Source organism: Klebsiella sp. GG_Kp175 (genome assembly GCF_040062325.1).
GTDB lineage: Bacteria > Pseudomonadota > Gammaproteobacteria > Enterobacterales > Enterobacteriaceae > Klebsiella > Klebsiella quasipneumoniae.
Map to the genome: position 1 here is coordinate 115,312 of NZ_JBEAFX010000005.1, position 13,050 is coordinate 128,361.

The window sequence follows — 13,050 nt, forward strand, 5'->3', positions numbered from 1 at the left end:
TTCCTTTAAAGTTTAAAATATTTTTGCATATATTTGTATATGCAAAAACATCTCCGGGAACTATAGGTAGTATCTATGAATGGCAACGCTTTGTGGCACATTCATACGCTTCAGAAAATAATATTTGATACACCGCCGATATTTACCCGCTCATGCGCATTATTGGTGGCTTGCATGGTATATTAGCATCAGTGGATTTATTCTTATATTATACGGGCAAAAATAATGAACCTAAAGCAACTTTATTATTTTAAACGTCTGTCTGAAACTGAACATTATACCGAAGCGGCCTCCAGTCTGTGCATCACCCAGCCTTCGCTAAGCCATGCGATATCAGAGCTGGAGAAGGAGTTAGGGGTCGCGCTGTTCGCCAGACAGGGACGGAACGTTAAAATTACGCAAAACGGCAAGCGTTTTCTGCCGTATGTCGAAGATGCCCTGGCCTCACTGGAAAATGGCCGCACAGTTTTGCAAAAAAACGGCGCTGAAAATAAAGAAAACATTCGTATCGCCTTTATTTACACGATGGGCGAATATGTTGTTCCGCAGTTAATTAATAAATATTCTCTTTCACCTGAGTTTCACAATGTGACTTTTTCTTTTACTCAAGGGACCTCGCTGACGCTGTTGCAGGAGCTGAAAGCGGGAAAAGTCGATCTGGCGATCTGCTCTTATATTGCCGATGAGCCCGATATCGATTTTATTCCGGTTATTCAGCAGGAGCTGGTGGTGGTGACCGCCAGGGATCATCCGCTGGCCCGTCTGTATGAACATGAAGTCGACCTCGTGGAGACGATTCATTATCCCTATATCTATTTTTCAGAAAATAGCGGCTTACGTCCGTTTATCGATAATGTATTTATGCAGCAAAAGCTGGTGCCGGAGATTGCCTGCTACGTGGAAGAGGATACCGCGATGGCCGGGCTGGTCAGCATTGACTACGGGATCGCGATCATGCCGCGGATCTCGGCGCTCTCCCATTACAACGTCCATATCCTGAAGATTAAAAACACCCTCCCTCCGCGCTATATCTATCTGGCGACCATGAAAGACCGGGGACTTTCCCCGGCGCTGCAGTCGTTTAAAAATGTGGTCATCCACGACAGCCAGAAGATCTGTTAGCGAATAGCCCGGAGAGGTCCTCCGGGCTAAGGGGTTATCAGGAGAGAATATCCATCACTTCACGCAGCTTATTGATGGCGATCTGTCCCGGCGCGGAAGCCTGACCCACGGTACCGAAGGTCATGGCTGAGCCAAAAAGACGCCCGGTCACCCGGCTGACGCCGCCTGATTTTCCCATCGACATGGTGATCAGCGGGCGGGTGGCATACTTCTCTTTCATGGTCAGCGTGGCGGCGAGCAGGGTCAGAACATCCTGCGGCGATTGCGGCATCACCGCGATCTTCGGCAGATCGGCACCCAGATCCTGCATGCGGCGTAGGCGATAGATGATATCTTCCTGGGCGGGGGTTTTATGAAAATCATGGTTACTCATGATCACTTTGACGCCCGCGGCATGCGCATCGTCAACCAGCGCGCGGATCTGCGCTTCATCATTGAACAGCTCGACATCGATGATATCAACCAGTCCACTGCGCGCCGCTTCGCGGTTGAGCGCGAAGTAGGCATCGTCGCTGAGCTCGGTCTCGCCGCCTTCTTTCTTGCTGCGGAAGGTGAACAGCAACGGCAGCGCTTTCAGCGCACCACGGATTTCCGCCAGCGCGGCCATCACCTGGGCCATCTCTCTGACCTGCGTAAAGTGGTCAACGCGCCATTCGATGATATCGGCGCCGGCGTCGACCAGGCCGTGGGCGTTACCCAGTATTTCATCCAGCGTTTTGCCGATCAGCGGTACACAAATTAAGGTTTCCCCTTCCTGGAAGGTGATGTTCTTTACGGTAACTGCATTTGTCATGTAGGCATCCATTATTATTCGCGTTGAACCTCAGGCGGTGACTGCGGTGGGTGATACTTTTTGCGCCGCCCGAGCCTGCAGTTGACGATAGCCGATGTACAGGGCGATCACAAAGCCGATCACGGCGATCGCAAAATCAAACCACATAATGCTGGCAATACTGATCTGCGAAAGTTTGGCGGTGATCAGCGGGATCGTGAAGCTGGCGATACTGCCGGCGGTGTAGAAGATCCCGGTTGCCTTGCCTTTCCCGTTCGGGAAGCTCATCGCCATGATCGTCGCTCCCAGCTGTAGCACTCCGCCCGCGGCGGCAAAGCCGATGACAAAGGCGAAGCCGGTAACCATCATCGGCGTCGGGAACAGGCACACCAGCAGCAGCGAGACCATCGACAGGCCAGTATAGATGATCATGGCGACGGCAGAGCTGAACACCTCTTTGACGAAGGCAGCAGTCACGAAGACGCAGACCAACGACCCAACGGTATAGATGCTGAGCAGCTTAATCGCCGAGGCATAGGGCAGCCCGACCACGAACTGGCCGTACTGCGCCAGCCACTGGCTGACCAGATAGAACGTCGCCATGCCGATATAGCCGTACAGCGTGAAGATCATCATATCCAGTTTGTTGGCCTGCGGACGGGCGAACGTTTCCGCCTGTGGCTCAGGAGATTCCTCTTTTTTCGCTGCCTGGCTGTCAGGGAATGGCATTTTAAGCAGGTAAATCCCGCTCAGTACAAAGAGCGCCGCCGCAATCACGAACGACCAGCCGAACCATAGATTCGCCCAGATCAGGAAGCTGATAATGAACGGCAGCAGGAACTGCCCGGCGGAAACGAAGGCTTTGATCAGCACGTTGGCCCGGCTGGCGGAGTGCGGGAAAGATTCCATCAGCGCCGGATAGGTGCCGGAGTCGAGGAAGCTGTTCGCCAGGCCCGCCATAATGCCGAAGACATAGGCCAGATAGATATTTTTGGTCAGCAGAATGCCGACGAAAAAGATCAGGTAGCTCAGGATCCCAAGATAGATAAAGGGCTTGCGACCGAAGCGATCCGAGAGAAATCCGGTAACGATGGTCGCTAACTTACCAATACCTAACGAGGAGATAACGATCGATACGCCGGCTTTATCTGTTCCCCACTGCTCCTGAAGATGGGCCATGTTGAGGGTGATTAACAGCACCCCCATGCCGTGGATCAGGTAGTTGAGGTACAGCCCTGCCGCGGTAGGGACGTATTTATTTTTCATCGCTTGCCCCTTAGAACAGGATGCTTTTGATGTAATCAACCGGCATCTGTTTACCCGTCCAGATTTCGAACGCGCGCGCGCCTTGCCACAGCATCATCCCGAGGCCGTTTAGCGTGCGGCAGCCTTTTTTCTCAGCCACTTCCAGCAGGTGGGTTTTGCGCGGGTTGTATACGACGTCGGAGACGATCAGATCCGGACGCAGAAAGCTGTCGTCCGGCAGCAGCATCTGGCCTTCGAACGGCTTCATGCCGACCCCGGTGGCATTGGTCAGGATCACGCTGCTATCGATTTCGGCACGCAGTTTGTCATGATCGTCAAGATCGAACAGATGGATCTCACAGCGCGTGTTGTTGCGGATCTTGGCGACCGTTTCTTCGGCGTTGGCGAAGAATTTATCGCGACGGTTGAAGATGGAGATCGCCTTCACGCCATCCAGTGCCGCCTGGACGCAGAGTGCGGTCGCCGCACCGCCGGCACCGAGCACGGTCATCTTCTTGCCAATGATATCGATACCCGCTTCGCTAAGGGCGCGCATATAGCCGGTGCCGTCGGTGATATGCCCGGTCAGGACGCCGTCGTCATTGACCACGGTATTCACCGCCCCGACCAGCTGCGCCGCCGGCGACAGCTTATCGAGATACTGGCAAATCTCGGTTTTGTTCGGCATAGAGACGTTAAAGCCGCGCAGCTTCAAAGCCCGGAAGCCCTGGACAACGTCTTTCAGCTCCTGATTACCGACTTCAAAAGCCAGGTAGACGTAGTCCAGCCCGAGATGGGCGAAAGCCTCGTTGTGCATGGTGGGCGACATGCTGTGGCGAATCGGGGTGGCGATCAGACCAATCAGCTCAGTGTGTCCAGTAATACGTTCTGCCATGACAAAAATCCTCAATAAGTTAGAAAGGGAATTCGTTGTGCTTCGCGGCTGCCCAGCGCACCCATGTCTTCGAGGGTGTCCAGCACGTTGCGGCCTTCGCGGATGCCGTCGATAATGCGTCGCGCCATCACGCTGTCGCCGATATTCATGATTTTGACGTTATTGGCATTGGCCCAGCGTTCGATCTCGTCGAGACCCGTCCGGTTGGCGCGCATCCCCAGACAGACAAAGCCGTAGTCGAAGGGGATATCGAAGGTGTGCTGTGTATTTTTCACCTGGAAATGGTCGGCAGCCACCGCCATCAGTTGCGTATTCATGTGCTGTTCGACCTGGTGCTCGTCGAGCATGGTCAACATGGCATTCTTGGTAATGATGTCGAGATCGCGACCGGCGGCGTCCTGCATTTCGATTAAGACCGCCTGCGCGCCGCGAGCGGTAAAGTATTCGATGACGTCGAGGCCAACGGCGCCCGCGCCGACAACGGCGATGCGTTTGCCCTCGACATGGGTAAATTTCGCCAGATTGTCGATCATGCCGGTAATGGAGAAGACTTTGCCTTCCGCGGCGTCAATATTCTCCCGCAGTCCAGCAATGGGCGGCAGCAGGGGGGTTGAGCCGGTGGCATTGACGATCAGATGTGGACGCAGGGCGGAAACCGAGGCCACGTCTGCCCGTTTGCCGACCTGCAGCATCAGGTTGTCCAGCGCGGCGATGCGGTTTTTCATAAACTGCGGGAAATCCGCGATGCGTTTTTTCTCCGGCAGACGGGCGATATCGCTGGCGAGACCGCCGACGTGATTTTTCGCCTCCAGCAGCCAGGTGTGGCAGCCGACTTCCGCCGCGGTGCAGGCGGCCTCCATCCCGGCAGTGCCGGCGCCGATGACGACCACGTTCGTTTCGCGATTAACGCGCCGCGTTTTGTAGGCATCGCCGTGAATGATGTCCGGGTTAATTGAACAGCGCAGCGGACGCGAGCGGGCGATGCGATGGTCGGCGCAGCCGATGTTGCAGGAGATGCATTTGCGCATCACGCGCTCTTTACCGCTTTGCACCTTCTGGACCCACTCCGGCTCGGCAATCAGACCGCGACCAATGGCAATGAGATCGGCATCGCCGCTGGCGAGGATATCCTCGGCCACCTGCGGGGTACGGATATTGCCGGCGATGACCGTGGGCTTATGGAATTTATCGCGCACCGCGCGGGAGAGGTAACGCTTCCAGCCATCCTCCAGCGACATCTGGTCGATTTGCAGATTCAGGTTGTCGTTCTGCGCCGCCGAGACGTTGATGATATCGACCTTCTCCTGACAGAGCTCAAGGATGCGCAAGGAATCTTCGAGGGTATTGCCGCCTTTGAGGAAGTCGTCGGCGCTGATGCGCAGGCTGACCGGAAAACGTGGCCCGACGCAGGCGCGAACTTTATCGACAATCAGACCTAATATTCGAGTGCGGTTTTCGACGCTGCCGCCAAATTCATCGGTGCGTTTGTTAAATAACGGCGATAAAAACTGGCTAATTAAATAGGAGTGGCCGGCATGAATTTCGACGCAGTCAAAACCCGCGCGACGAACGCGCTCTGCGGCGTCCCCGAATTTTTCCACCGCGTGATAAATTTCCTCATGGGTCATTGGCCGCGGAATATTACCGTGCTTTTTCGAGGGCGTCGTCGAGGAGGAGAGCGGTGTCTGACCCTCGAGGCGGTAGGCATAAGCGGAAGCGCCAGCGTGATTTAACTGAATGGATACGCAGGCGCCGTGTTTATGCAGGGTCTCGGTTAATTTAAACAGCCGCGGGATATATTGATCGTTATCGATCCGCAGTTGGGTGGTGCCGTTGGAAGCGAAAGGGAAATCAATACAGATGTTTTCGATGGTGATAAGACCGGTGCCGCCTTTGGCCCGTAGTTCGTAGTATTCCAGCTGTTCCTGCGAGACCTCGCCATTGAGCGTAGCCATATTGGTGCCCATCGGGGGCATAATAATGCGGTTTTTTAGCGTCATGCCGTTGATGGTCAACGGACTGAAAAGGTGCGGATAGTGGCTCATCTCTTCTCTCCACAGGAGGCCGGGAGGCCGCTATGCGGGGGCCCGGGCGTGTCCTTAGTTAATATTTCTCTGTGGAAAAAGATAGCGAGGGGAAAAATTGAAAAATAATGTTTTTTTTTGCTGTGAGCTATAGGGGTTCTCTATGAGATTAACGCTTCTTTCACATTGTTATATTTTTATATTAAACACTCATACCTTATTTTTACTTGCAGTGAAAGGTTAATACATAAACCGCGCAGGTCAGGGGGAAGAAAGCGAAATCATTCGTCTTTATCGCGTCGGGCAGGCCAACGTCATGGGCTGACGTTCGAAGAATTAATATTGTTTTTTGTGCGTGAGATCTCAATTTTCTGCCGCAATAAATTAAAAAGCCCGGCCAAATGACCGGGCGCGAAGCTTAATTCATAAACGCCGGCAGCTTGTGCTCATAGTCGTAAATCGCCGCTTCATGTTGCAGCGTCAGGCCGATGCTATCCAGGCCATTAAGCATGCAGTGGCGACGGAAATCGTCGATCTTAAAGCTGTAGGTTTTATCCCCCGCTTTCACCACCTGCGCTTCCAGGTCCACTTCAAACGTAATGCCCGGGTTGGCCTGCACCAGTCTGAACAGCTCGTCGACCTGCTCATCGCTCAGCGTCACCGGCAGCAGCTGGTTGTTGAAGCTGTTGCCGTAGAAAATATCGGCAAAGCTTGGGGCGATAACGACTTTAAAACCGTAATCGGTCAGCGCCCACGGCGCATGCTCGCGGGAGGAGCCGCAGCCGAAGTTTTCCCGCGCCAGCAGGATAGAGGCGCCTTTGTACTCAGGAAAGTTCAGCACGAACTCCGGGTTCGGCTGTTGACCTTTATCATCGAGGAAGCGCCAGTCGTTGAACAGGTGCGCGCCAAAGCCGGTGCGGGTCACTTTCTGCAGAAACTGCTTGGGAATAATCGCGTCGGTATCGACGTTTGCAGCATCCAGCGGAACCACCAGGCCGGTATGTTGGGTAAATTTCTCTGCCATGATGGTCTCCTTACTTCAGATTACGGATATCGGCGAAATGGCCGGTCACAGCCGCCGCCGCGGCCATTGCCGGGCTCACCAGGTGCGTGCGTCCGCCGCGGCCCTGACGGCCTTCAAAATTACGGTTGCTGGTGGAGGCGCAGCGCTCGCCCGGGTTCAGGCGGTCGTTGTTCATCGCCAGACACATCGAGCAGCCCGGTAAGCGCCACTCAAAGCCGGCTTCGATAAAGATCTTATCCAGGCCTTCCGCTTCCGCTTGCGCTTTCACCGGACCGGAACCTGGTACCACCAACGCCTGGACGCCCGGCGCCACTTTACGCCCTTTGGCGATTTCCGCCGCGGCGCGCAAATCTTCGATACGCGAGTTGGTACAGGAGCCGATGAACACTTTATCGATAGCCACTTCCGTCAGCGGGATGCCGGATTTCAGTCCCATATAGGCCAGCGCTTTCTCAGCGCTGGCGCGTTCCACCGGGTCGCTGAATGACGCAGGATCGGGGATATTATCGGTGACCGAAATCACCTGGCCTGGGTTGGTGCCCCAGGTCACCTGCGGAGCAATCTCAGCCGCCTGCAGCGTCACCACGGTGTCAAATGTGGCGCCGTCGTCGGTTTTCAGGGTTTTCCAGTACGCCACCGCATCGTCAAAATCTTTGCCTTTCGGCGCGTGCAGACGGCCGCGTACGTAATTGAAGGTGGTTTCATCCGGCGCGACCAGGCCCGCTTTGGCGCCCATCTCGATCGCCATGTTGCACAGGGTCATGCGACCTTCCATGCTCAGATCGCGGATCGCTTCGCCGCAGAATTCCACCACGTGGCCGGTGCCGCCGGCGCTGCCGGTTTTACCAATGATCGCCAACACGATATCTTTGGCGGTGATGCCCGGCGCCGCTTTGCCTTGCACTTCGATTTTCATGGTTTTCGCACGACCCTGTTTCAGGGTCTGGGTCGCCAGCACATGTTCCACTTCGGAAGTGCCGATGCCGAAGGCCAGCGCGCCGAACGCGCCGTGGGTGGCGGTATGGGAGTCGCCGCATACAATGGTCATCCCCGGCAAGGTCACCCCTTGTTCCGGGCCCATTACGTGAACGATGCCCTGGTACGGGTGATTCAGGTCGTACAGCTCAACGCCGAACTCTTTACAGTTCTTAATCAGCTCCTGCATCTGAATGCGGGCCATCTCGCCGGACGCGTTAATGTCTTTGGTCTGCGTCGAGACGTTGTGATCCATGGTGGCGAAGGTTTTACCCGGCTGGCGCACCTGGCGGCCGTGGGCGCGCAGGCCGTCAAAGGCCTGCGGGGAGGTAACTTCATGCACCAGATGGCGGTCGATATACAACAGCGGGGTTTCGTTTTGCGCCTCATACACCACGTGCGCATCAAACAATTTTTCGTATAACGTCTTCGCCATGATTACACCCCTTCTGCGACATAGCGGGCAATGATATCGCCCATTTCATCAGTGCTGACCGCCGCCGTGCCGCGCGCTAAGTCGCCGGTACGAACCCCTTCCTCCAGAGCGCGGTTAATCGCGCTTTCAATTGCGCTCGCCGCCTCGTTAGCGTCAAGGCTATAGCGCAGCAGCAGCGCCAGGGAGAGGATCTGCGCAATCGGGTTAGCGATATTTTTGCCAGCGATATCCGGCGCCGAGCCGCCTGCAGGCTCGTACAGCCCGAAACCTTGTTCGTTAAGGCTGGCGGACGGCAGCATACCCATCGAGCCGGTGATCATTGCGCACTCGTCGGAGAGGATGTCGCCGAACAGGTTGGAGCACAGCAGCACGTCGAACTGAGACGGATCTTTAATCAGCTGCATGGTGGCGTTATCGATATACATATGCGCCAGCTCAACGTCCGGATACTCTTTGCCGATCTCACTGACGATTTCGCGCCACAGAATAGAGGACTGCAGAACGTTGGCTTTATCGATGGAGGTCACTTTGTGACGACGTTTACGGGCAGATTCAAAAGCGATGCGCGCGATACGTTCGATTTCAAAGCGGTGATACACCTCGGTATCAAAAGCTTTCTCATGCTGACCGCTGCCTTCGCGGCCTTTCGGCTGGCCGAAGTAGATGCCGCCGGTCAGTTCGCGAACGCAGAGAATGTCGAAGCCGTTGGCGGCGATGTCGGCGCGCAGTGGGCAGAACTCTTCCAGCCCCTGATACAGTTTGGCCGGGCGCAGGTTGCTGAACAGTTTGAAGTGTTTACGCAGCGGCAGCAGGGCGCCGCGCTCTGGCTGTTCTGCGGGCGGCAGGTGTTCCCACTTCGGGCCGCCAACGGAGCCGAACAGGATCGCGTCCGCCTGCTCGCATCCGGCGACCGTCGCCTGCGGCAGGGGAGTTCCCTGGCGGTCGATGGCCGCGCCGCCGACGTCGTACTGGCTGGTGGTAATGTGCATGGCAAAACGTTGGCGCACGGCTTCCAGTACTTTCATCGCCTGGTTCATCACTTCCGGGCCAATGCCATCACCCGGCAAAACGGCAATATGGTAATTCTTCGACATTACACGGTTTCCTTATTGTTCTCTTTATTCTGAGCTTTGCGTTGCAATTCTTTTTCGACTTCGGCGGCGCGCCAGATGTTGTTCAGCACATGAACCATCGCTTTGGCTGACGACTCTACGATATCCGTTGCCAGACCAACGCCGTGGAAACGGCGGCCGTTGTAGTCAACGACGATATCCACCTGGCCCAGGGCGTCTTTGCCGTGGCCTTTCGCGCTTAAGCCATATTTCACTAATTCAATGTTGTAATTGGTGACGCGGTTAATCGCCTGGTAGATAGCATCGACCGGACCGTTGCCGTTGGCGGCTTCAGTTTTGATCTCATCCCCGCAGACCAGTTTGATCGAGGCGGTGGCGATATCGCTGGAGCCGGACTGAACGTTGAAGTAATCCAGGCGGAAATGCTCTGGCTCTTCCTGCTGCTTGTTGATAAAGGCCAGCGCTTCCAGATCGTAATCGAAGACCTGTCCTTTTTTGTCCGCCAGCTTCAGGAACGCGTCATACAGATGATCCAGGTTGTAATCGCTCTCCTGGTAGCCCATCTCTTCCATCCGGTGTTTCACCGCCGCGCGGCCGGAACGGGAGGTCAGGTTCAACTGCACCTGGTTCAGACCGATGGATTCCGGGGTCATGATCTCGTAGTTTTCGCGGTTCTTCAGCACGCCGTCCTGGTGGATACCGGAGGAGTGGGCGAAGGCGCCGGTGCCGACGATGGCTTTGTTCGCCGGGATCGGCATGTTGCAGATCTGGCTGACGGTCTGGCTGGTGCGCCAGATTTCATGGTGGTTGATATTGGTGTGCACGTTCATGATGTCTTTGCGCACTTTAATCGCCATGATGACCTCTTCCAGCGCGCAGTTGCCGGCGCGCTCGCCGATACCGTTCATCGCGCCTTCTACCTGGCGAGCTCCGGCGTGGACCGCGGCGAGGGCGTTGCCGACGGCAATGCCCAGGTCATCATGGGTGTGAACGGAGATAATGGCTTTGTCGATATTCGGTACGCGCTCATACAGGCCGCTGATAATGTTGGCGTACTCGAACGGCATGGTGTAGCCGACGGTATCCGGAATATTTATGGTGGTGGCGCCAGCGTTAATCGCTGCTTCCACGACGCGAGCCAGGTCAGCTATTGGCGTACGGCCGGCGTCTTCACAGGAGAATTCGACATCGTTAGTGTAATTCCGCGCCCGCTTCACCATATAAACCGCTCGCTCAATGACTTCATCCAGGGTGCTGCGCAGTTTGGTGGCGATATGCATCGGCGAGGTGGCGATGAAGGTGTGGATACGGAACGCTTCGGCCACCTTTAAGGATTCCGCCGCCACGTCGATATCTTTCTCAACGCAACGCGCCAGAGCGCATACGCGGCTGTTTTTGATGGTACGCGCGATGGTCTGCACGGATTCAAAATCGCCCGGAGAAGAAACCGGGAAACCGACTTCCATCACGTCAACACCCATGCGCTCGAGGGCCAGAGCGATCTGCAGCTTCTCTTTGACACTCAGGCTTGCCTGTAACGCTTGTTCGCCATCACGTAAGGTCGTATCGAAAATAATGACTTGCTGGCTCATGGTTTGGATCCTTAGTCTGTATCCTGGCGCCTTGTTGACGAGCATAAAAAAACCCGCGCCAAGGCGCGGGTTTTATAGTCTTGCTGGAAGATGACTTAACGCTGAACGTCGCCCAACAGCCTACCGCGCAAATGGCATGCGTTTAGTAGTAGTAGGCTGGTGATACGAGTGGTGCGAATCATTGCGTCAAACTCCAGATGAAATCGTTATGCTTTTAGAGTTACTGGATAGCCGTTTCAAAGTCAACCCCTGGCATGGAAAAAGCGTTTTTGGCCCACGGCGTGAATTAGCTAATTGTGCTGATGTTTGCCCTTTTTTGCCGAAGATCCTTTTTTGGCCCTGCGGGAGCGCACTGGGATATGTTTCATTTGACAATGTACTTTGCATTAAAGGCTTCGCTCACGATGCGCCGCGAGCGAGGCGGCAAAAAATCGCTATCTAAATGAAAAGATTATATTTATTTTTCGTGTGAATATCTCCACCCCTTAGCGGCTCTTTTTTCAATGATAAATGGTTGTTAATTTTATGGGGTGGAAAATAAAATGCTTTATTATTGCTTAAGTTACAGTTAATCATTGGTGTTGTTTTTATTTTTCTGAATTATGGTTAAACTCATCATCATTAAGTAACTAGTATGGTTTGAGCAGTTCACCTATTCCGGCGGTACCGGATTTACACTGCCACTCATAGCCTTGATATATTCCTAAAATACACCTTTGCTATTTTGCAAATGTCATTAGCATGATAAATGATATTTTCGCCGCTAATCATAGCGGTTTAGTAAAGGGAATTCATCGTGACGGCGGAACTAGATATGTTAATTGAAAGTCCAGAATATAAATCAGCCCCCGGACAGGAAGTCGTAAAACCTCAACTACGGATGGTTGATCTCAATCTGCTTACCGTTTTTGATGCGGTTATGCAGGAACAGAATATTACCCGTGCCGCCCATACGCTAGGCATGTCTCAACCGGCGGTGAGCAACGCGGTTTCACGTCTGAAAGTGATGTTTAATGATGAACTGTTTGTGCGCTATGGCCGCGGTATTCAGCCGACGGCGCGGGCCTATCAGCTCTTTGGCTCAGTGCGCCAGGCGCTGCAGCTGGTGCAAAACGAATTGCCAGGCTCCGGTTTTGAACCACTGAGCAGTGAGCGTGTTTTCAATCTGTGCGTCTGTAGCCCGCTGGATAACATCCTGACGTCGGTGATATTTAATAAAGTCGCTGAAATCGCGCCCAATATTCATTTAGTCTTTAAATCAGCGCTTAATCAAAATACGGAACATCAGCTACGTTATCAGGAAACGGAATTTGTGATCGGTTATGAAGAGTTCCGTCGCCCTGAGTTTGCCTGTGTGCCGCTATTCAAAGATGAAATGGTTCTGGTGGCCAGTCGCAACCATCCGCGTATCTCCGGACCGGTGATGGAGGCTGATATTTATCGCGAGGAGCATGCCGCGGTGGCTCTCGATCGGTATGCCTCATTCAGTCTGCCGTGGTATGACACGGCCGATAAACAAGCGCGCATCGCATATCAAGGTAATGCGATGGTCAGCGTATTAAACGTGGTGTCACAAACACAGATGGTGGCCATTGCGCCGCGCTGGTTGGCAAATGAGTTTGCCGATAAGTTAGCGCTGCAAATATTACCTCTGCCGCTGAAGGTGAATAGCCGGACCTGCTATCTCTCCTGGCACGAAGCGGCGGGTCGCGATAAAGGCCATCAGTGGATGGAAGAGCTGCTGGTGGATATTTGTCAGCGCTGAGCCGATGGCAATGATCATGAAAGGGGCTTCGGCTCCTTTTTTTATATGATTGAATTACAAGAATGCAGAATTTTATGCTGTTTGCTCTTTCAGTTGCTCTCCTCCTGTTAACAAAAAATGGATCAAT

At 54.3% G+C, this 13,050-nt stretch carries 11 protein-coding genes; 2 read left to right on the plus strand and 9 right to left on the minus strand.

Features of this window, described 5'->3' with window-relative positions; translation table 11 throughout:
• Positions 1–225: 225 nt before the first annotated feature.
• Positions 226–1,122, plus strand: a complete 897-nt coding sequence (locus ABLU73_RS12065) for a LysR family transcriptional regulator (protein WP_004204315.1) — start codon at positions 226–228, stop codon at positions 1,120–1,122.
• A 37-nt stretch (positions 1,123–1,159) separates the two neighbouring features.
• Here ABLU73_RS12065 and aroD read toward each other — a convergent pair whose 3' ends face one another.
• From aroD to leuL, 9 genes are all read right to left on the minus strand, one after another.
• Entirely contained in the window at positions 1,160–1,915 is a 756-nt protein-coding gene (aroD, locus tag ABLU73_RS12070; protein WP_099441391.1) for a type I 3-dehydroquinate dehydratase, read from the minus strand.
• A 30-nt stretch (positions 1,916–1,945) separates the two neighbouring features.
• A complete protein-coding gene (locus ABLU73_RS12075) occupies positions 1,946–3,160 on the minus strand; it encodes an MFS transporter (RefSeq protein ID WP_062914367.1) in 1,215 nt (404 codons plus the stop codon).
• A gap of 10 nt (positions 3,161–3,170) precedes the next feature.
• Positions 3,171–4,034: a shikimate dehydrogenase gene (locus ABLU73_RS12080; RefSeq protein WP_017901194.1), complete on the minus strand. Its 864-nt coding sequence runs from the start codon at positions 4,032–4,034 to the stop codon at positions 3,171–3,173.
• An 11-nt stretch (positions 4,035–4,045) separates the two neighbouring features.
• Positions 4,046–6,079 carry an FAD-dependent oxidoreductase gene (locus ABLU73_RS12085; RefSeq protein WP_004204320.1) on the minus strand — a complete coding sequence of 678 codons (2,034 nt, stop codon included), beginning with the start codon at positions 6,077–6,079 and terminating at the stop codon, positions 4,046–4,048.
• A 397-nt stretch (positions 6,080–6,476) separates the two neighbouring features.
• Positions 6,477–7,082, minus strand: coding sequence for a 3-isopropylmalate dehydratase small subunit (leuD, locus tag ABLU73_RS12090; protein WP_264923628.1), 606 nt, complete (start codon positions 7,080–7,082; stop codon positions 6,477–6,479).
• 10 nt (positions 7,083–7,092) lie between these two features.
• On the minus strand, positions 7,093–8,493 hold the full coding sequence (leuC, locus tag ABLU73_RS12095) for a 3-isopropylmalate dehydratase large subunit (protein ID WP_004177417.1): 1,401 nt from the start codon (positions 8,491–8,493) through the stop codon (positions 7,093–7,095).
• A 2-nt stretch (positions 8,494–8,495) separates the two neighbouring features.
• Positions 8,496–9,587 carry a 3-isopropylmalate dehydrogenase gene (gene leuB, locus ABLU73_RS12100; RefSeq protein WP_017901193.1) on the minus strand — a complete coding sequence of 364 codons (1,092 nt, stop codon included), beginning with the start codon at positions 9,585–9,587 and terminating at the stop codon, positions 8,496–8,498.
• Complete coding sequence (gene leuA / locus ABLU73_RS12105) at positions 9,587–11,158, minus strand: 2-isopropylmalate synthase (RefSeq protein WP_004204323.1); 1,572 nt, start codon at positions 11,156–11,158, stop codon at positions 9,587–9,589. The genes leuB and leuA overlap by 1 nt, the downstream gene beginning before the upstream one ends.
• A gap of 95 nt (positions 11,159–11,253) precedes the next feature.
• Positions 11,254–11,340, minus strand: coding sequence for a leu operon leader peptide (gene leuL / locus ABLU73_RS12110; protein WP_017901192.1), 87 nt, complete (start codon positions 11,338–11,340; stop codon positions 11,254–11,256).
• 614 nt (positions 11,341–11,954) lie between these two features.
• Between leuL and leuO the strand changes: the two genes are divergently transcribed.
• Positions 11,955–12,923 carry a transcriptional regulator LeuO gene (leuO, locus tag ABLU73_RS12115; protein ID WP_072140386.1) on the plus strand — a complete coding sequence of 323 codons (969 nt, stop codon included), beginning with the start codon at positions 11,955–11,957 and terminating at the stop codon, positions 12,921–12,923.
• The last annotated feature ends 127 nt before the right edge of the window (positions 12,924–13,050 follow it).